This window comes from Proteus sp. ZN5 (assembly GCF_011046025.1).
Taxonomy (GTDB): domain Bacteria; phylum Pseudomonadota; class Gammaproteobacteria; order Enterobacterales; family Enterobacteriaceae; genus Proteus.
Genome location: NZ_CP047639.1, coordinates 3545012 through 3565217, shown reverse-complemented (window position 1 = coordinate 3565217; position 20206 = coordinate 3545012). Strand labels below are relative to the sequence as shown.

16 protein-coding genes are annotated in these 20206 nt (G+C 38.1%); 8 read left to right on the top strand and 8 right to left on the bottom strand.

Going from position 1 to position 20206, the window contains the following annotated elements:
- Nucleotides 1-5 precede the first annotated feature (5 nt).
- Together ybfE and ybfF are read right to left on the bottom strand one after the other, a co-directional pair.
- Complete coding sequence (gene ybfE, locus GTK47_RS16430) at nt 6-314, bottom strand: LexA regulated protein (RefSeq protein ID WP_165126714.1); 309 nt, start codon at nt 312-314, stop codon at nt 6-8.
- Nucleotides 315-525: 211 nt separating this feature from the next.
- Entirely contained in the window at nt 526-1308 is a 783-nt protein-coding gene (ybfF, locus tag GTK47_RS16425; RefSeq protein ID WP_165125231.1) for an esterase, read from the bottom strand.
- A gap of 460 nt (nt 1309-1768) precedes the next feature.
- On the opposite strand from ybfF, the gene seqA reads away from it, so the two are divergent.
- The 7 genes from seqA to GTK47_RS16390 all read left to right on the top strand — a co-directional run bounded on the left by seqA (nt 1769) and on the right by GTK47_RS16390 (nt 6909).
- Complete coding sequence (seqA, locus tag GTK47_RS16420; RefSeq protein WP_165125228.1) at nt 1769-2332, top strand: replication initiation negative regulator SeqA; 564 nt, start codon at nt 1769-1771, stop codon at nt 2330-2332.
- Between the two features lie 74 nt (nt 2333-2406).
- Nucleotides 2407-4047, top strand: a complete 1641-nt coding sequence (gene pgm, locus GTK47_RS16415) for a phosphoglucomutase (alpha-D-glucose-1,6-bisphosphate-dependent) (protein ID WP_165125225.1) — start codon at nt 2407-2409, stop codon at nt 4045-4047.
- A 146-nt stretch (nt 4048-4193) separates the two neighbouring features.
- Nucleotides 4194-4676, top strand: a complete 483-nt coding sequence (locus tag GTK47_RS16410; protein ID WP_075671621.1) for a DUF1456 family protein — start codon at nt 4194-4196, stop codon at nt 4674-4676.
- A 154-nt stretch (nt 4677-4830) separates the two neighbouring features.
- Nucleotides 4831-5073 (top strand): type II toxin-antitoxin system ParD family antitoxin, encoded by a 243-nt coding sequence (locus tag GTK47_RS16405; protein WP_165125222.1) that lies wholly within the window; start codon nt 4831-4833, stop codon nt 5071-5073.
- A complete protein-coding gene (locus GTK47_RS16400; RefSeq protein WP_165125219.1) occupies nt 5066-5359 on the top strand; it encodes a type II toxin-antitoxin system RelE/ParE family toxin in 294 nt (97 codons plus the stop codon). The genes GTK47_RS16405 and GTK47_RS16400 overlap by 8 nt, the downstream gene beginning before the upstream one ends.
- Nucleotides 5360-5736: 377 nt before the next feature.
- Complete coding sequence (locus GTK47_RS16395) at nt 5737-5943, top strand: YbfA family protein (RefSeq protein ID WP_072070216.1); 207 nt, start codon at nt 5737-5739, stop codon at nt 5941-5943.
- A gap of 222 nt (nt 5944-6165) precedes the next feature.
- The gene (locus tag GTK47_RS16390) at nt 6166-6909 is read left to right on the top strand and encodes a type 2 GTP cyclohydrolase I (protein WP_165125216.1); all 744 of its coding nucleotides are present in this window, start codon (nt 6166-6168) and stop codon (nt 6907-6909) included.
- 95 nt (nt 6910-7004) lie between these two features.
- Here GTK47_RS16390 and GTK47_RS16385 read toward each other — a convergent pair whose 3' ends face one another.
- The 6 genes from GTK47_RS16385 to GTK47_RS16360 form a co-directional block, all read right to left on the bottom strand.
- Nucleotides 7005-9077, bottom strand: a complete 2073-nt coding sequence (locus tag GTK47_RS16385) for an SWIM zinc finger family protein (RefSeq protein WP_165125213.1) — start codon at nt 9075-9077, stop codon at nt 7005-7007.
- Nucleotides 9074-10228 (bottom strand): VWA domain-containing protein, encoded by a 1155-nt coding sequence (locus GTK47_RS16380; RefSeq protein ID WP_088493424.1) that lies wholly within the window; start codon nt 10226-10228, stop codon nt 9074-9076. Before GTK47_RS16380 ends, GTK47_RS16385 begins: the two co-directional genes overlap by 4 nt.
- The gene (locus GTK47_RS16375) at nt 10215-12797 is read right to left on the bottom strand and encodes a DUF5682 family protein (RefSeq protein ID WP_165125210.1); all 2583 of its coding nucleotides are present in this window, start codon (nt 12795-12797) and stop codon (nt 10215-10217) included. The genes GTK47_RS16380 and GTK47_RS16375 overlap by 14 nt, the downstream gene beginning before the upstream one ends.
- 99 nt (nt 12798-12896) lie before the next feature.
- Nucleotides 12897-14006 carry an AAA family ATPase gene (locus tag GTK47_RS16370; protein ID WP_165125207.1) on the bottom strand — a complete coding sequence of 370 codons (1110 nt, stop codon included), beginning with the start codon at nt 14004-14006 and terminating at the stop codon, nt 12897-12899.
- 25 nt (nt 14007-14031) lie between these two features.
- A complete protein-coding gene (locus tag GTK47_RS16365; RefSeq protein ID WP_165125204.1) occupies nt 14032-17763 on the bottom strand; it encodes a DUF4132 domain-containing protein in 3732 nt (1243 codons plus the stop codon).
- Between the two features lie 372 nt (nt 17764-18135).
- Nucleotides 18136-19266, bottom strand: a complete 1131-nt coding sequence (locus tag GTK47_RS16360) for a multidrug effflux MFS transporter (RefSeq protein ID WP_165125201.1) — start codon at nt 19264-19266, stop codon at nt 18136-18138.
- A 102-nt stretch (nt 19267-19368) separates the two neighbouring features.
- Here GTK47_RS16360 and GTK47_RS16355 point away from each other — a divergent pair, with 102 nt between their 5' ends.
- The gene (locus GTK47_RS16355) at nt 19369-20130 is read left to right on the top strand and encodes a helix-turn-helix transcriptional regulator (protein ID WP_165125198.1); all 762 of its coding nucleotides are present in this window, start codon (nt 19369-19371) and stop codon (nt 20128-20130) included.
- Nucleotides 20131-20206 lie beyond the last annotated feature (76 nt).

The following is a 20206-nucleotide window of genomic DNA, read 5'->3' as shown; positions in this document are numbered from 1 at the left end:
ATCTGCTAGCTATTCTTGTTTTGATGCATTTTTAAGGCGTGATTATGCGCCAATTGCTCTAGTAATATTTCTTCAATAAGCTCACTACGACTGACGTTTCTTTCTGTCGCCAACTCATTGAGAGCATTCACAGCATCTTCATTTAATTTTAACTCAACTCGACGTAAGCCATTAACTCTGTCACGTCTTAATTGATTGCGTTTATTAATTCTAAGCTGTTCATCCCGAGAAAGCGGGTTTGTTTTAGGTCGCCCAGGTCTGCGTTCATCTGCGAACAAATCCAGTGTGGTGCGATCAGTTTGTTCTTTTGCCATAAATTTTGCTGTGAAAGGGCGTATACCAATGACTAAATTGCGAAACGCCCAATAATACCCCACATAGTGATGTCTCGCCACTGCTTCCTGACTTTAACCTATTGTGATTTGGTCTTTTTATCAACAGATACTGTTTTTAAGTACAATAATTATACATTCTACTAAATTATCAATTTTCAGTGGCGTTATTTTAAGCAGTTAAATTTATAAACTAAGCTTTCTCTAAAAAGCGGCGAATTGCCTTAATGACGGTATCTGGTTTTTCTGAATGCACCCAATGCCCCGTGTTTGCAACAACAAAGGCGGTCGCGAGAGGAAATTGACGTGCTATGTTTTCACGATACTCATCTAAAATATAAGGTGATAAACCGCCACGAATAAATAATACAGGATGATGCCAAGCAGGCACTTCTTGCCAGCCAATAATGTCTGAATAAGCATTTTTTATTGCCGGTAAATTAAATAACCACTCACCATTTTTAAATGATTTGAGTAAAAATTGGATCACACCATCTTCTTTAATAAAAGGACGCATGATTTCCACTGCATCTTGACGGCGTGTAACTTGAGCTTCAGTTACAGCTTCAAGTGCAGCAAAGATTTTGTCATGACGGCGAACGTTATAAGCAACAGGTGACATATCAATCACAACAATATTGGCGATTTGCTCAGGGGCTAAGGCTGTCATCGCCATCGCAATTTTGCCTCCCATTGAGTGGCCAATAATAATGGCTTTTGAGATATTTAAACTATCAAGCAATGTGAGTACATCTTGCGCCATATCTTGATAATTCATACTTTCACTATGAGGAGAATGTCCATGATTACGCACATCAATTTGTATCACAGTATTATCTTGGCGAAGCGCGCGACCTAAAACGCCTAAATTATTCAGGTCCCCAAAAAGGCCGTGGATCAAGACGATAGGTAAATTGGATGCCGGTGTCGTTTCAGGTTGGTGTAATTGATAATTTAATAATGTATTGAGTTTCATATTAATGACCAAAATAATTGCGATTTTCTTCTATGATGACATGCACAAGGTGCTAAGCCAACTTATCGTAATAATATGAAAGAGTGATTAAGTTCAGAAATAATTGATAAGAGAAATTTATAAAAAACCATTAAAATGCTATTATCTAGTTATATATTCCAAATTTATTTAAAAAGTTGAAATCTTGACATTGCTCAAAAATAAATAATTAGGATTTTATATTATTCAGAGGTTGGAGTGGTGTGATATAGCAGAGTTTAAAGCTGGCTTTGTGTGAATAAGTTCAAAGAATAGAAGATGATACCGAGATAAACAATAGGATAAATACCGAGCTTAGCCTTTAAAACGGTAGGATCTTGAATAGATCCTCTTTAAGTTATTGAAATTTTACCTATTTTGTTTTTAAAGATTATATCTTATAATCCTAATTACTTTTTTTTGAAAACAGTACTGGGTAGCAATGAAAAAGATAGAAATTGATGACGAACTTTACCGCTATATTGCTAGCGAAACTAGACATATCGGTGAAAGCGCTTCAGATATTTTAAGGCGTCTACTGAAGCTCGATGCCAAACAGCCCGTACAACCAGTCGTTGTCACTGAGTCAGTACAAGCACCTGTTATTCAACAGGAAGCTGAACCTACACCTATAACACCAGCTATTACACCAGCAAAAAATCCGATCCGTGAAATGCGAGAACTGTTGTTATCTGACAGTTATGCTGAAAAAACAAAATCAGTTGATCGTTTTTTACAGATCCTTTCTACGTTATATAGCCTAGATAGCGCTACTTTTACTCAATCTGCTGAAACAGTACATGGACGAACACGTATCTATTTTGCTGGTGATGAACAAACATTACTCGATAGTGGACGTCATACAAAACCGCGCCATATTTCAGGTACGCCGTTTTGGGTTATTACTAACTCGAACACAGAGCGTAAGAGAACGATGGTACAAAGCATCATGCAGGATATGCAATTTCCTGCAAATGAGATTGATAAGGTGTGTGGAACTATCTAACCACTATTGTTAATTGATGCATTGCAAAGGCTTTTGTTTAAAGCGTGATTGTGATGTCAAATAGGAGAAGATTTGTGGCAATTCATCCAAGAGCAGGGCAGCATACTCGTCAAAGTGATCTGATTAATGTGGCGCAATTAACGTCTCAATATTATTCACTTAAACCACAAGCTAGCAATAACGCTCATCGTGTGAAATTTGGTACATCTGGTCATCGCGGAAGTGCAAATCGCCATAGCTTCAATGAAGCACATATTTTGGCAATTGCACAAGCTATTGCTGAAGTACGTGCTAAAAATGGAGTAACAGGGCCATGTTACGTGGGTAAAGATACTCATGGACTGTCAGAGCCTGCATTTATTTCTGTTTTAGAAGTACTTGCTGCCAATAAAGTTAAAGTGATTATTCAAGAAAATAATGGCTATACACCAACACCGGCAGTTTCTTTTTCTATTTTGACATACAACGAAGCACATCAAGATATTGCTGATGGTATCGTGATCACCCCATCTCATAATCCACCCGAAGATGGCGGTATTAAATATAATCCATCAAATGGTGGACCTGCTGATACAGATTTAACTTCAGTTATTGAGAAACGTGCCAATGAACTGCTTGAGAATAATTTAGCGGGCATCAAACGTCTTTCTTATGATGAAGCATTAGCAAGTGGTTATATTCAAGCTCAAGACTTAATTATGCCTTATGTCAAAGCGTTAGGTGACGTTGTTGATATGGAAGCAATTAAGAAAGCAGGCTTAAAACTGGGGGTTGATCCATTAGGTGGCTCTGGTATCGAATACTGGAAATGCATTGGTGAGTATTATGGTCTTGATCTTGAATTAGTTAACGATCAAGTTGATCAGACATTCCGTTTTATGACTTTGGATCATGATGGCGTTATTCGTATGGACTGTTCATCACCTTGGGCAATGGAAGGTCTATTACAACTGCGTGATAAATTCGATTTAGCTTTTGCTAACGATCCTGATTACGATCGTCATGGTATTGTGACACCTTCTGGTTTAATGAATCCTAACCACTACTTAGCTGCTGCTATTAACTATCTTTTCCGTCATCGTCCACAATGGGCTAAAGATGTAAAAGTAGGTAAGACACTGGTTTCAAGTGCAATGATTGACCGTGTTGTTGCAGATTTAGGTCGTGAACTTGTTGAAGTACCAGTTGGTTTTAAATGGTTTGTTCAAGGTTTATTTAGTGGTGAGTTTGGTTTTGGTGGTGAGGAAAGTGCAGGTGCATCTTTCTTACGCTTTAATGGCAAACCATGGTCAACCGATAAAGACGGCATCATTTTATGTCTGTTAGCTGCTGAAATGAAAGCAGTAACAGGTAAAGATCCGCAAGAGCATTACAACGAATTAGCGCAACGCTTTGGCTCACCAAGCTATAATCGTATTCAAGCATCAGCAACTCATGAACAAAAAGCGCTGTTGTCACGCTTATCACCTGAAATGGTGACTGCAAGCACATTAGCAGGTGATCCAATTACTGCACGTTTAACACATGCATCAGGTAATGGCGCATCTATTGGTGGCTTAAAAGTGATGACTGATTACGGTTGGTTTGCGGCTCGTCCTTCTGGTACTGAAGAAGCCTATAAGATTTACTGTGAAAGCTTCCGAGGCCCTGATCATCGTGAATTAATTGAAAAAGAAGCCATTGAAATAGTAAATAATGTTTTTGCTAACAAATAAGTTAGTGCAATAAACTATTTATATAGAATACACTCTACCCAAAGGTAGAGTGTATTTTTTTAATTATTGAATATTTTTAGATCACAGCATTGATATCCATCATTGAGGTTGATTTAGAATTAAAAATAGAGTGGATAATCAATACAATGCAAAATAATTTTGTTTTACGAAGTGTACGTTACATGCTGGATCTAAGCGATGCACATGTTGTTGAAATTATGAAACTGGCTGATTTCACAGTTACAAAAGAGTTAGTAAATAGCTGGCTGAAAAAAGACGATGAACCTGAATTTGTTGAGTGTGACGATAATGCAATGGGGCATTTTTTAAATGGTCTAATTTTTTATCGTCGTGGCAAAGATGAAAATTTCCCAGCACCTGAAGTAGAAAAGCGTATAACCAATAATATTATCTTAAAAAAACTGCGTGTCGCTTTTGAGTTAAAAGATGTGGATATTCTAAAGATTTATGAGCTTGCAGACTTCCGTGTTTCTAAGCCAGAACTCAGTGCGGTATTCCGTAAGCCTGGACATAAAAACTACCGTAATTGTGGCGATCAGCTTGTAAGATATTTCCTGAAAGGATTAACCGAAACCCTACGCGGTAAAGGTAAAGCAGTTAAGAAATAAGTTCAGGGTATTTTAAGCTATAAAATTCTCTATTTACTGTGACACCCCAAAATTGGTTTTCAATATTGGGGTGTTTTTTTATGGTATTAGCTGGCAAATTAATAAATTTATTGCTACTGTTGTATTACTAAGTAATACAATGTGGGAAGGATTTATGGCACGAGTAACTAGCGTAACTTTGGGTGAACATTTTAATGGTTTTGTTGGTGAAATGATTAATTCAGGACGTTATGGAAATACCTCTGAGGTAATCAGAGATGCTTTACGTATGATGGAAATCAGAGAAGAACGGATCCAAATAGTTCGCAAAATGGTACTAGATGGTGTGAATTCACCAGAGAGTGAAAACAACATGGATGATATTTTTTCAAGAGCTGAAAAGGACTTAAATGTATAAACTCTCTAAATTAGCAGAAGAAGATATTTATCAAATTGCACGTTATACCATTCAGCAATTTGGTGTAACTCAGGCAAAAAAATATCATAATGAGTTACAACATACTTTTGAGCTACTTGCTCGAGCACCTTGGATTGGGCGAGAGTGTAATTGGGTATGTGACGGTATGAGACGATTTGAGTTTAAAAAACACTCAATTTATTATCTACCAAAAAATGATACCTTATTTATCGCTCGCCTTATCCATCATTCAATGGATGTGGATTTTCTTGATTTCCCTGAATAAGTATTTTATTACTCACTGCTAAATGTATTATTCAGTTGTATATTATTTAGCAGTAGATCTATATTATTAATATTAAAACCCGCATTTTTGAATATCCTACTTCTCTTATCTTCTCTTCTCTATTTGATTTTTTCTTTTTTGATAATTTATTCTCGAAATTATTTACTACCACTTTTATTAAGTAAAAATACCGATCTAATTTTGTTAACAATTATGTTATCTATGTTTCATTTTTGTTTCTATTCTGAAATTTAATTACATATCAAGCAAAATAAAGGTGATTTTTCGCACGAATTGAGTGGTCTGATCAGTAGTAAAATTTCACCAAATGAGGTAAAATTTCAATCATTAAATTAATCTCTATACAGGAGAGCACTATGCCAGCTTATAACGAATACACAAAAAAACATGTTTTGGCCCGTCGTACCGGTGCTGTTGCGCTAGGTGTTGCGGCATTTCCTGTTATGGTTTTCCATCCTAAACGTGCCCAATTTTATAGCTATATACACCGTGTATGGTCTAAAACAAGTGATAAACCAGTTTGGCTGGCAAAATCGGAAGTGGCACTAAATAGCCATAAATAACAGAATATTAAGATAACGCCTGCAAAAGTAGGCGTTATTTTTATCCCGCTTTAAGCACTTTTCCTGTGCTATCTTTTTGTTTTTTCTTATCCTCAAATAATCTTCAATTTTTACGTTACAATAAACAGCAATGAGTCATTTAAACGAATGCCATTAACCTATTGCTATTTGTACTATTGTTATATAAATAGTGGCATTCGTGATAACAGGGAAATAAATGAAATGAAGAATACTGATCTGGAATTAGTGATTAATGAGAAGTTAAGCATTGAGAACTTTCAAGATTATGCACCTAATGGACTTCAAGTCGAAGGACGCCCTCATATTCAAAAAATAGTAACGGGTGTGACTGCAAGCCAAGCATTACTTGATGAAGCTGTACGATTAAACGCTGACGCAATTTTAGTACACCACGGTTACTTTTGGAAAAATGAGCCCGTTGTTATTCGTTCAATGAAACGTAATCGCTTAAAGACATTACTTTGTAATGATATTAATCTTTTTGGTTATCACCTGCCGTTAGATGCTCATCCAATCTTAGGTAACAATGCTCAATTAGCGTTAAAAATGGGCGTTAAAGTTGAAGGTGAAATATTACCTTTAGTGCCTAAAGGTGTATTTGATTTGCCTTTAACGCCTCTTGAATTAAAAGAACGTTTAGAAAAAGCATTACAACGCAATGTATTACATTGTGGTGATAATGCACCTGAAACTATTCGTAATATTGCTTGGTGTACGGGGGGCGGACAGGGCTTTATTCAAGATGCAGCTGAGCAGGGTGTGGATGCTTTTGTAACGGGTGAAGTTTCAGAGCAGACTATTCATATCGCGAGAGAAATGGGGGTTCATTTTTTTGCAGCTGGGCATCATGCAACAGAGCGTTATGGTATTAAAGCATTAGGTGAATGGCTTGCTCAAACACATCACTTCGATGTGACATTTGTTGATATTGATAATCCAGCATAAACTTACTTATTCTTATTTTATAAGCTATCTCTCTTATTAAAGAGAGATAGCTTTTTTGTATATATAAATCCCCGGGCTATGCTGGGGGATATTTATTACTCATTAAGCTGAATGGGTAATGGGCTTTGTAATTGTTGCAGATTATCGCATAGCCAAATTAACTGTAATAAGGCCTGAGAGTCACGTGTAGTTAATGCCAGATAACGAGCCAATTGGTTGGCAATTAATGTCATTCCTAAATCGTCAGCAGTATGCTTGCTTATTTCTAACTGCTCTTTTTGCATTTCAGAAAGCAATTCTCGTCCGGTACATGCTTGGGCTTCTAATACAGACAAAATAGGGCGACAAAATTTTTGTGCTAATGTCGGTTCACTGTGATGCATTGCCGTTTGTTGCTTACGTTTAGCCATATATTCTTGAATACGACTAATAAACCCCGATTGTTTTTTCTTACGTGGAAATTGGTCAAAATCGAGATAAAACATTTCAATGCCTTTTTCGGTTTTGAGCCAAAGAGTCGTTGGCAATAAATCCATATTTAAATCACGTCGAACAGGTTGCACGGTGACTGCAACTATCTCTAATTCTCGCTTAGTGAGATAACGTAATTCTTCCAGATTATTTTGCATTGTTCCTTCCCAATAAAGACGTAAGAAGGCTGAATTATCATGATTATCTGAAACATCCCAGATAACGCATTGCTCTATTTCATACCAAATTAAAGGCTTATAGCTTTTGATATGTAAGACGAGAGGAGAAAGAAACCCTTCAGGCTGATTAGCAAAATAGTCTGGTAACTCTTGCCAATTGTTGATCCCTAATTCAGTTTTTAGATTGTGATAATCGGTAATATCAAGAAAATCCGTTTGGTTTTGTGCGAAGCTTTCGCCAATAGTTGCCAGTTTTCCTTCATCAGAAATACGAGGCTCTTGTAATAAAAAAGGGCGACGCATTAATTTATCGGATGTTTGTTTCCATAAGGATAAACTATTCCAAACACTATAACGATTAAACAGAGTATCAAGTTGATTAGGGCGTGCTTGAGTCGCTTGTAAGAGCTGTTTTTCTTCTTTATCCCAAAAGGTAAAGGTTGCGCCTAATGCACCACTTTGCGCTGTCCACCAATTTGCGCCAACAGGGATCAGAGAGAGGCTGGTTTTTTTATCGTCATATTGACGGCGAAGTTGTCCTCGTAACACTTTTAGCTGTTCTGGCGTCGCACTGGATAATTGAAATAGATAGGCTGAAATATGAGCTAACAAGCGCAAGACATTACTTTCATCCATAGTGAAATGTCTTTCTGCCAACAGTTTGACTTGAGTGCTCAATGTTCGTAAATAAGATGCCAAACGAGGTAAACCTTCTGCTCGAGCGGACATATTTAATAAGTGTAATTGTGTGGCACTGCTCAAGCTGATATGTGATAGCCCTTGGCGCAATAAATCATAAATAAATTGTTCAACCGTCGTAATTAACGCTGTTTCTTCTTCATTGAGAGGGCGCTTTGAAGATTGCACAATGATTAAATCTTCAGGCCAACTCCATGGTTGAGAATGTTGTTCAAATATTTTAGCCACAATAGCAAGGTGGAATGCTTTTTTCTGTGAGTCAGAAAATGGCGATAACATGCCATCGTAACCACTACCTTGTAAGAAAATAACAGGCTCATCAACATCAGGGAGTTGAATTTTTAACTGTGTCCCTGTGTCTTCTAAATCCAATGTTATTGTTTCCCACTGCTCAACTAATTTAATCGCCACACGACAGGCTGGTTTTCCTGCTTTTTTGATTAATGTTTCCGGATCAAGCGTGAATAGCGCGGGTAACAGTGGAGAAATTTCAACAGGCTCCGCAATAGCTTCTGATGAAGTTTCATCACTATTATCGTTACTTGAATTATCAGCACTATTATTAGCTTGTAGCCATAAAACAGCGGCTAAAATATGTTTGCAACAACCAGATGCAGAACAATCGCAACTGGCTTGTTGAATTCCCGCTTCGTGTAAAACAACATTTTGTCCATCACTGCTAAATTGCCCAGTATTGGCATCAGTGAGAGAAACTTTTTCGTTATCAACATCTTTTCTTGCGCGTCTTAATAATCCTGCATTAGCAAATACAGTGAGCGCATCTTCATCGTAATGAAAGTAAACAGTTTGCCAACTCATTGCATTACCTCTGCCAACCATTGTGCGAAATGTTCAGGTGTTAACGCTGCAACTTGCATGCCTCTATCTGCAAGCTTTTGTGCAATAGCAGAGTCATAAGCAGGTTGAGCCTCATCATCAAGTGCTGCAAGACCCAATAATTTAACTTGTTGGCTATTAAGGCGTTGCGTGCAATCTAATAAACGGTTTAATGAGCCACCTTCTTCAAAGTCACTGATAAGTGAAATAACTGTGCGTTTAGGGTTTTTGACCAAACTTTCACAGTATTGCATTGCACCTGCAATATCAGTACCGCCACCCAATTGTACTGTCATTAAGACTTCAACGGGATCGTCTGCTAAATGCGATAAATCGACAACTTGGGTATCAAAAACCACTAAAGAGACATTAACAGCAGGTAAAGAGGCTAAAATACTGGCACAAACAGCCGCATACATAATTGAGCTAGACATTGACGCACTTTGGTCAACGCAAAGAATGACATCCCACGGAAAATGTTGTTGCATCCGTGAGTTAAAGTAAGGGGTTTCAATCACTAAACGGCGATTTTGAGTATCGTAATGTTTTAAGTTTGCAGCGATGGTGGCGCGCCAATCAAAGTTGCGACTATTAGGCACTAAAGAGCGTCTAAAACGATTACGGCGACCTGTTAATGATTGGCGAAAGTTATTGCGAATTTGACGCAAAATATCATCGACCACTTTACGAATAATCGTTTTAACCGCATCTCGCGTTTCTTCACTCATGCGTCCACGTAAACTTAATAATGTTTTCGCTAACGCTTTTGTTGGCTCCATCGCTTTTAACGTATTGGGATCTTTAAGGAAGCTACTGATTTGATAACGTTCAATAGCTTGTGATTGCATACGTTCAAATGTGCTATTAGGGAATAGCTTACGCGCTTGATTTAGCCAGTTTACCGCAGTAAGTTGCGATGCATCGAGTGATCCATGACGTCCTCGCTCTTGGCGAAGACCTCGGCGCTGATATTCTCGACGATAGAGAAAGTCGAGTGTACGCTCAACTTTTAAATCATCAGCATTAAAAGTCGCTTGCCCAAGGGCATCATCAGCATATTGACCTAAAATCAGGCGCCAGCGTTTTGCTTGTTTTATTTTATCTTCAGGCACATCGTCATTATGCTGACTCATGAGTCGTATCTCCTTTCTCTGTTTTCTTAGTATCAAACCAAGAAATCATGCCTTGTTCCATTACTCGCTGTTGTAATTTTTGATTGAGTTTAGTGGCTTCAAGCATCTGTTTAGCACTAAATTCTGACTGCCATAAAGATAACGCTTGTGTATCTAAACCAATATCGTTGGCAATATATTGCGCAAGCTCTGCATTTTGTTTGGGATTAAGTTGGCTAAAGGCAAAACGCAGATCAGGCAAGATCTGAATAAATCGCTCTTCATCCCATTGCTGTAGCAAGGTATTTAAGTGATCGACCAATAACGGAAGGCGAATAACTAGCTCAGGTGCTGTTCGCATCATACCAACGAAATAACCAATGGCATGTTCAGGAGAACTGCCGGTGCTAAAGGTTGTATTTAACGTGGTAACTAACGTATTTTCATCGATATATGAACCTAAATAACGTAAGGCATCGACTGCACCTTTTAATAAAGGTACTGTATCTAATTGACCATCAAGGCGATTGAGTTGCTGATAGAAATCACTTTTATAATCATGCTGATTATTGAGCGATGGCATAAATTCAATCAATTCACGTAAAGAGAGCAGGGCTTGTAAATTGCTTTCTTGTTGTTGCTCATCACCTTGAGCCAGTTGTTCTAAACAAAAGAAAGCTTGCGGAATAACTTGATGTAGGCGATTTTCAAGTGAAAGCTCATCAGTAATATCAAGATATTGGCGACCTCGCCATAAATGGATCAGTTTATGTCCACACTGAGTTAGTGACTCAAGACGAAAATCTTGCTGAATATAGCTATCTAACAGTTTAAAGAGTGATGGAATGCGCTGGTGTAGCCCAATTAGTGCTGCTTGGATTAATAACGTAACCGCACTCTGGCTTGAACGGCTTTGCCCTTGTTCTTCAAGCTGTTTCTCCATAGATAGCAGCTTATTTAGAGCAATAGCTTCAAGTTGAGAGCCTTTTTCTGATAATGAAATTAGTTCACCTTCTACATTAGGTGTCCAAGCGTATTGCCACTCTTCAAATAACAGATCTAATTGATGGCCAGAAAGAAAATCAGGACCATTTACACGGTGTGCAAAATGGATCTCCAAGAAAGCCAATAAATGTAAAAAACGACTTCTTAAGCGATGCTGCGGGTTACGATAAACATCGCATTTAGTTGTTTTTGCTAAAGTATCATCAAGTTTGAAACGAAAAGCTCTAGCCCGTTCATAGGTTTCATTAACTAAAGGAGGCGTTGCCGTCCCTAATGGAATTTTACCTAAGAGATAGCCTGAAAAGCAGGTTTTGATTTCAGCCCATAATTCGCTTTGGCTATCATCTAAACTGCCCTTAATAAAGGCACTTTGTAAACCATCAAGCAAATCATAGCGACCTGTACCTGCGTGATCCCTTAATAAAGCGAGGCGTAAACTCTGTTCGGCTGCAAGTTTTACAGCTAAATAACTCGGTGGGTTATCAAATTGTTTTTCTCTAATTGCCTGAGCCACTGAGCTTAGAAAAGCAATCCCCATTTTATTGCGATAAACTTGGGTTGGCTGTTTGGCGACATCATTATTTTCTAATTTATCATGATGTTGTTGCATCAAACTTTGCCAAGCTTGTTGATAAAATGCAGGAGAAGGCATGCCTGAAGCATAACCATTAAGTGCATCTAGTCTGTCAAAACTGTAGCGAATAAGCCAAGCTTGCTCATTTTCACCCATTTTTTGCATTTTAGTGAATTGCTTTTGTTCTGTGCTAGGAATGGCGAAAGATTGAGATTGTGAGTTAGCTAAACCTTCAATTAATGCAAGGGTATGGAATCCCCCTGTGACGATTACAATTTTGGCATCAGGCTCTTGTTGTTTGATGGTTTGAATATGAGCGAGCATATGTGCTTCACGTTGTGAAGAGCCTTCAGATTCAAGCACTTCAGGCTCATAATCAAGACGTGCAAGTGCGCACCAAATAAAGGTGTCATTAAAAAGAGTTTGCCAATCAGCTAAGGCTTCAATACTACGTAATTCAAAAAGATGCTCCCAAACATCATCATGATCACGACAGTGGCATTTTTTAGCTAATTGCGCGATAAACTGGCTATGTGCTAAATAACGTTCTTTTTGTAAGCTTCGACTTTGCGAGTCGCTATACTCTTCGTTATTAATTTGTGCAGCCCAAGGTAAATCAATAAAACGTGTTTTAGCATTGATGCGCAAACCACCCCGCAAAGCTTGCCATTCAGGCGAATATTCACAAAATGGAAAATAGGCAGAATGCAGTGATTTCTCACGCTCTTCTTGGTTACCATCATTATGCAAATACTCAGCTTGCCCCATAATCGCAACGGGAGGCAGGGTATCTTTATCTGTTAGGCTAGGAATAAGTGAATTAAAGGTATCTGGGCCTTCAATTAAAATATAGTCAGGTTTTACAGAATCAATTAATGATAAAACCGCATAAGCACAAGCAGGGCTATGGTGGCGTACAGGGGCAAAATAGAGATGTTGTTGCTGTAACGACGTCCATTTCAGTCGTGCTTGGTCAATTCTTTCTGGCAAAGGTATTGAAGGTAGCGTCACCGTGTCGATCCCTTTTCTGGGTGAAAAGGCAGAGTAAGTTAACTCTGCCTTTAATAGATAAATAACGTATTTTAATGCGTAGCTATGAGTCTTAGCGTTTTATTGCCAGAACTCTTTTGATGCATCAAAGAAAGCTTTCCACTCTTTACTGTTTCTTGCTCTCTCTCTGGCTACGTTGTCCATGTAATAACGAATACGCTTGATATCATCAGCATTGTCTTTTAATACAACACCGATTAATTGGCGGGCAATAGCGCCTGCATTCATCACACCATTACCTAAATAATGCGCTTCTAAGGCACAAGCATAAGCAATGTTCACGGCTTCTGCGGTTGACATAACCGCATCAGGTGTTTTGATATTACCGCCATCTTTCGTATTACCTGAGCGCAACTCTTGGAATGTTGTGACCAGTAATTCCACAACATCCGCCGGTACAGTGACTTCATTAGCTAAAGAGCCTAATTCGTTCTCAAGTTGTGATTGGATCAAGCTAATTTCAAATGCAGGATCACGAATAGGTTTCACGGTTTCAAAGTTAAAACGGCGCTTTAATGCGGCCGACATTTCATGAACACCGCGATCACGTAAGTTTGCTGTACCGATAAGGTTAAATCCCGGTTTTGCACTAATACGTGCACCATCACCCATTTCAGGGATCATCAATTGTTTCTCTGACATTAAGGAAACTAGCACATCCTGAATTTCAGGAGGGCAACGAGTTATCTCTTCAAAGCGAACAATTTTGCCTTGTAACATACCTTGATAAAGCGGCGATCCCACTAAAGCGCGTTCTGTTGGGCCTTCTGCTAATAACAATGCATAGTTCCAAGAATACTTAATATGATCTTCTGTTGTGCCGGCAGTTCCTTGGATGGTTAATCCTGAATCACCACTGATGGCGGCAGCAAAAAGCTCGGAGAGCATCGATTTTGCTGTACCCGGTTCACCAACCAGCATTAAACCTTGTTTACCCAATAATGTGACAATTGCACGATCAACCAACGCATCATCGCCGAAAAACTTAGGTGTGATGCTTAATGCATCATCACCTAAAATAAATTGGCGTACAGCACGGGGAGAGCGAAGCCATCCTTGTGGTTTAGGATTATTAACATCAGCTTTTGTTAAACGCTCTAGCTCTTGAGCAAATCGAACCTCAGCACTTTCCCTAATTGCTTGTTGATCTGCGGGTGCTTTTTTAGCCATATTCTTTCCTAATTATCCCTATCTTTTACCAAGGTGTTTTCTTTTCCCATTCAGGATCAAATCCTGCGCAAGCTTCAGCGATTTTTAGATAATCCGCATAGCTTTCTGCTAATAGAATCGGTGGTACATTTTTTAGCTCAACATTATTGCGATCCCAGTAATCCTGCTGATTTTTCTCAAAGCTTAAATCAAATAATACAGCTGGAATATTTTCTTCTGGAACATAGCTACCACTGAAACCGATATTGACGTAGTAGTTTAAACTAGAGAAAAATTTGTAATAATGAGAGAAAGAGCCACCATCTTCTGCTGGGCCTCGTTGATAACCCATTTTGGTTAAAATACCGCGTAAAGTGAAGGTGTCTGTGATCCAACCTTTTCTATCTTCCACTTCAGTTTGTTTCAGATCTAATTCTGGGATCTTATGCTCCATTTGAGAGAACAAAAATTTCACTTTGTAATCTTTAAAGTGAGCGATCCATGCCTTACGTTCATCTTCATTGACCAATGCTGCGTGAGCAAGTTGGATCAACGAATCGTTTTGTAAAGTCACTTCATCATCTTCAAGATCAAGCAATGCGCCATCATCAGAAGGGCGGAATGTATTGATAACCTTGCCATCTTTCACTTCTTGCCAAACCAGTTGTTCAATCAGTTTATGCATGATTGGATGAGCTAAGATATATTCTTGCCAATCGGTGCTTAACCATTGACGTTGAGCACACATGGCTTCATATAAACGCACACTTTGCAATTCAATAACTTGTTTGAGTTCTTTTTTACTCGAAGTGAAAAGTTTTTTCGCTTCTTTAATCAGCTCCGCATCATCATTTTTGCGCGCTGCAGGTAACGCTTTAACTTCTTTGCCTTCTGGATTAAACAGAACAAGTTTTTGTTTTGCATCCATTTTTGCAGTGAAAATACGTTCACCATATTCCAACACTAATGTTCCGGTATCATCAAAACCTGCGGTTGGAATAGTTCTATCGGCTAATTCATCTGCACTCCAGCCATTACGCTCCGCGATTTGCGTGACTAAATTACGAGCTTTTTCCTGAACAGATGCCGTGCGATAACGGCGTGATAGTGAAAGAAGAAGCTGAATGATAATTGGATCATTGCTTGATGCTACAGCATCAATCATGGCTTCAATTTGAGCACGGCGCTGATAGTGATCACGCATATAGTTACGTAATACAGATACTGCAACATGACCTTCAATACCACTGATAAGCGCTAACATACCTTTATCACTGATTGCAGAGCCTAAATAACGACGTAATACCTCATTTTTAATCTCTTCAACCACTTGTTCTAATGTGAAGTTTTCATATTTAGCATAATATTCAGGATAACGTTTAGCCCAGTTTTGATAATTACTTAAACGCCCCGGAGCTTCACGTTGTGCTTCTACCATCGCTTCTTCAAGTGATGGGCCTTTAATATCCTGAGCAACAAAGGTATGCAGAATAAAGCTTGAAAGTTTATGTTGGCTATCAGTAGAGAGCAGACCAATATAACGTTGTAATAATGCGTTTCCTCCTGGCATTTTTAATTTCACTGCCAGAATAACCCACCAACGAATAATCGCCGGATCAACCGCTTTCTTGTTTTCCCATGTTAATGCAGGAATAGCATCAAAGTTAAACCAAGCAAGGCTTGCAGGGGCTTTGGCTTTAAGGCCTTTTTCAGCTTCAGCTAATAAGGTTTTGGGTGATAAATAACTTGAGATATCTTCACCCAGTTGCTCTAACGCTGTTAATAAAGAGGCACGTACGACTTCGCGTTTCTCTTTTTTCAATAAGGCATTTAGTGCAGGTAATGATTCTGGATTATTTAAGCGAGCTAACCATTCAATGGCTGTAACACGGATCTCTTGTTTACTAGAGGCTAATCCTTCTTGTGCACTTAAATGAATATTAGGTAGTGTTTCTAATAATTTTTGTGCAGAAACGCGGTGCGTTTTATTTTCACCTAATGCCAATTCCATGATGCGCGGAACAAATTGTGCAGGAATTGTTGGGAAACGTCCTAATACTTCAATACCTTGTGAAATCTCAAATTGGCGATAGCGATGTTCGCTTTGGTTTGGCATTAAATTCAGGGATTCAGCGATATAATCAGTATGTTGAGAGAAGAAAGGCCAAACTTGCTCTGGTCTACGAAAGCGTTTTAAACCGTCTTCATAAGATTCTAAACATAATGCAGCTGTCAGGCGGGCTGCATTTTTAAAGTTACAACGTTGCAATACATCTTCAAGATGACGCAATTCAATATCACTAAATAAGCGTTCAGGAATTTCGCCATTCAAATAGTGAGAAGAGAAGTGATCGGCATGTTGGCGATTATTAACTATCACTCGCACAGCATGGAATAGTGTATATTCAGGCAAGTTTAAAACACGATTTTTATGTTTAATGATTTGAATTTCATTTGATTGGATCGAACCTTGTCCGCTATTTAGTTTATCAACTAATGCACGACACTGTTTTTCATCAATTTTATTTAAATCTTTTAAATGGCGCTGTGCCCAATTATAAGTATGTTTAGCCGTTTTATTTTCTTCAATTTCGCGCTCAGCATTTTCTTTGGCTTTAACCAATAGCTCATTGAAGTTATTAACCATCATATCGCGAACGCTATCCGGTAATGGAGAGTCTTCTAATGGAGTGAAATCAGGAGCCTCGATCGCCTCTACAGTATTGGCATCTTCAGCAACATTAAAACGTAGCAGGGCGCTTTCAATACTTTTCATTACCGCTTTTGAAGTTTCATGTTTTAACGCTTCTTCAAGTACATCGCGGTTTTCACCTTGGCGTGCAAATAAATCTGCTGCTTGAGTACGTTGTTTTGGCGTACCATTCATTAAAACATAAGTGAGATTTTCTTTAATAATTTCAGGTGGTAAGGTAACTAAAATTGGCTCTGCGGCTTTTTTAACGGTTTTTAAGCTACTGGTGGCAAGTAACACGATAATGTCAGCGAAAGCATCACGTAATACGGTATTTTTATTGAGGTAATTAATTAACTCAACTAAGCCATTTGCTGACAGTTTTTCAATTAATTCTGTTCTAACAAATTCTTGATGTGAAAGTAAGTAGTCTTTTAAATCACTTAATTCGTAAATACGCTTAAGATTAGATGCATAGTATTCAGAAACATCTTTTCTATCAAACACCGCGAATAAGGCATTTTCACCCGCAATATTGGCCTCTTTTTCAACCATATTAGCGATAAAGTCCATATTCCAATGTTTACGATGCTCTAAATTGAGATTACGCGCATTTTCATAAGTGTTGTAAAACACATCAATTAAAAGATAAAGCACCCAAGTTGGTACTTCTTTTGTAATAACTTTAATATTGATATCTTGGCAAGCAGCTGCAAGGACTTTACCTAAACGCGCTACTTGTTCTGATGAAAAGCCATCGCCGACTTTAGAATAAAGTTTGTGTCGTGCGTTTAGCCCTTGAGTGATTACTTTGCTATATTGGCCTGTATTCACATTATTGTGTGCATACCACCATTCTAGTGTGCCTGGTTTATCAAAATAAACGGCCGCTTTTGAAGCATCCAGCTTGTTTAATTCGAAAAGGATCTCCGGATTTTCACCTGTAAGTACATAATTTAATGTACGTTTAGGCAAGCTCTCATCAAATACTGCAAGCAATAACAGTGATTCTTGGAGATGTTTTTCGGTAATTGCGACGTCTTTTTTCCCAAAAAGAGGAAAAATGTCTAAGATTTTTTTTATCACGCCAGTTCCTTAAGCTATGTATGGATAAACAGTTTTTTTTACCATGAAATGGCGTAACGAACAATTTGATTATCACTGGCGAAAATAAAATCAACGTGTACCATTTGTTAAATTTACAGAGGTAAACGCTAAAAAAGCTAACTGAACTTTATTAATATTCAATTTGGCTTTATATAAAGAGGTGTATCAGGGAAAAGTGCTAAAAATGAAGATGTGATAATAAAGACATTTTTTGTGGCATTTAAAAAATTTAAGAATTGTCTGTTAAGCAAAATAAGCGTTAACACTTAGCTAAATTGATTAAAAAATTAACAGTAAAAAAAGCAAAATAAAAAGAGCTCACATTAAGCATAAGGAGCTCTTTTAGATTTATTATTTTGTCGTTTGACGAGAAAAAGAGAGTAGCAATGAACCTAGACTACAAATTAGTAAAGTGATTGCTAAGCTTTGTCCCCATCCAGCAAGTGCAAGCCCACCACCAATTAACAAATAGTAAAACAAGCCTAACAATGCTCCCGCAGTACCTAAACGATCTTTATACTGTGCTAATGCTGTGGCTAAGATATTTGGAATAGCAATGCCATAAGCAACAACACTCGTCATCATTGGGATAATAAAGCTAATGTGGTTACGTAATAAATAAACACCCACGGCACTAACTAATGCAATAAAACTTGCGAGTAAAACTAGTTTTCCACATTGCCAATGGTGGTTTAATAGTGCTTTATTAATATAAGAGCCAATACCGACACCTATTGCTAATACAATACCGCTATAACCAAAGGTACTTGTACTATAACCTTGTTTATCAAACATAAAAGGTGCTAACTGATAATAGGCAAAAAGGCTGATATTAAAAAAGGCAATTAATAATACTGTTTTAGCAATCTGCTTATCCTTAAGCATTTTTATTGCAGTTTCTCCTAATGGTGCTGTTTTTATTGTTTCAGGGCGACTTTCAGGTAAAGCAAAAGTACTCCATAACAGTAAAATCACAGCAAGGAGGGCAAGACCACTAAACACACCTTGGTAACCAGCATAACTCACTAATAATGAGCCACTTAACATACCAATTGCTGGGCTTAGGGCGATAGCTGCTCCCATCACAGAGAAAACTTTAGCCAGTTCATCGCCACTATATACATCACGCATAATGGTTTGTGTGCCTACTGAGCCTACTGCAGCACCAAAAGCAGAAAGCATACGCAATCCAAGTAATACTGAAAAATTTTGTGTCATAAAAACGCCAAGACAAGCAATAGCATAAATAAGCAATCCAGCTAACATTGTCGGACGACGACCAATGACATCACATAATCGACCCCATATAATGACGCCCAATGCAAACGCAAAGAAATAGAGCGAAAGTGTTTGTCCAGCCTCATTTGCACTGACATGAAAGCCATTTGCAATATCAGTAAGTGCTGGGCTATAAATGGTTTCTGCAATTTGTGGAAACATCATTAACGCAATTGCTAACCATAAAGAGAGTTTTTTGTTCATCTTTTTTATCCTACATCCTTAAATCTTGATGAACAGAATACAGAGATAATGAATGTCTTGTTATAAACATAAAGACATATTATTTTTCAAATAGGACAAGTGATGGCTTGGCTTAATCAATACGACCACTTTGTGCCAGAAGAGCATCTTGCATCAGTCGTTGGTATTGCAGCAGAAATGGGAAAGCACGACTCAGGATTTCATTCTCATGATAGAGGGCAGTTATTATTTACGCAGTCAGGGTGTATGCGAATTACTTTGGCTTCTCGTGTTTCTGTATTACCTCCCATGAGGATTGCGTGGATCCCTCCGAGACTTGAACATCGAGTCGAAATGTATGCCTCTGTTGGATATCGTTCTGTTTATATTAGTGATGAATTCCATGATTATTTTCCAAGTGAAAGCGAGATCTTAACGATTTCACCTCTTTTACGAGAAATATTAGAGCGAATTTCCATTGCAGATTTTGATACTCAATGGGAAGAAGGGCGCTACGCAAATTTATTGGCCGTTTTTTTTGATGAAATCGCTCAAGCACCGCGGCAACCCAATCATTTATTTATGCCTAAAGATAGACGGTTAAGTCGTTTATCCTTTGATGATTTACCGCCAGCATTACAAGAAATGGCAAAGCATGTAGGGGCGAGTGAAAAAACGATCACACGCTTATTTTACAAAGAGACAGGACTGAGTTATCAACAGTGGCGCCAACAGTGGCGGTTAATGAAAGCCATTGAATTATTAGCTACCCATCATCGCTATATTGATATTAGCCAGATATTAGGCTTTGCCAGTGACAGCGCCTTTATTACTTTTTTCAAAAAAATGACAGGACAAACACCGCAAGAATATTTGAAAAGCTGATTGAATTTTATCGATAATTTTAAAACATAAAGCCCCGATTTAACGGGGCTTAGCAAGATAAATAATTAATAAAACT

Excerpts from the sequence above, each read along its gene's own strand:
- ybfE (WP_165126714.1), bottom strand. The coding sequence starts at position 314 with ATGGCAAAAGAACAAACTGATCGCACCACACTGGATTTGTTCGCAGAT.
- ybfF (WP_165125231.1), bottom strand. The coding sequence starts at position 1,308 with ATGAAACTCAATACATTATTAAATTATCAATTACACCAACCTGAAACG.
- seqA (WP_165125228.1), top strand. The coding sequence starts at position 1,769 with ATGAAAAAGATAGAAATTGATGACGAACTTTACCGCTATATTGCTAGC.
- GTK47_RS16410 (WP_075671621.1), top strand. The coding sequence starts at position 4,194 with ATGCAAAATAATTTTGTTTTACGAAGTGTACGTTACATGCTGGATCTA.
- GTK47_RS16405 (WP_165125222.1), top strand. The coding sequence starts at position 4,831 with ATGGCACGAGTAACTAGCGTAACTTTGGGTGAACATTTTAATGGTTTT.
- GTK47_RS16400 (WP_165125219.1), top strand. The coding sequence starts at position 5,066 with ATGTATAAACTCTCTAAATTAGCAGAAGAAGATATTTATCAAATTGCA.
- GTK47_RS16395 (WP_072070216.1), top strand. The coding sequence starts at position 5,737 with ATGCCAGCTTATAACGAATACACAAAAAAACATGTTTTGGCCCGTCGT.
- GTK47_RS16390 (WP_165125216.1), top strand. The coding sequence starts at position 6,166 with ATGAAGAATACTGATCTGGAATTAGTGATTAATGAGAAGTTAAGCATT.
- GTK47_RS16385 (WP_165125213.1), bottom strand. The coding sequence starts at position 9,077 with ATGAGTTGGCAAACTGTTTACTTTCATTACGATGAAGATGCGCTCACT.
- GTK47_RS16380 (WP_088493424.1), bottom strand. The coding sequence starts at position 10,228 with ATGAGTCAGCATAATGACGATGTGCCTGAAGATAAAATAAAACAAGCA.
- GTK47_RS16370 (WP_165125207.1), bottom strand. The coding sequence starts at position 14,006 with ATGGCTAAAAAAGCACCCGCAGATCAACAAGCAATTAGGGAAAGTGCT.
- GTK47_RS16360 (WP_165125201.1), bottom strand. The coding sequence starts at position 19,266 with ATGAACAAAAAACTCTCTTTATGGTTAGCAATTGCGTTAATGATGTTT.
- GTK47_RS16355 (WP_165125198.1), top strand. The coding sequence starts at position 19,369 with ATGGCTTGGCTTAATCAATACGACCACTTTGTGCCAGAAGAGCATCTT.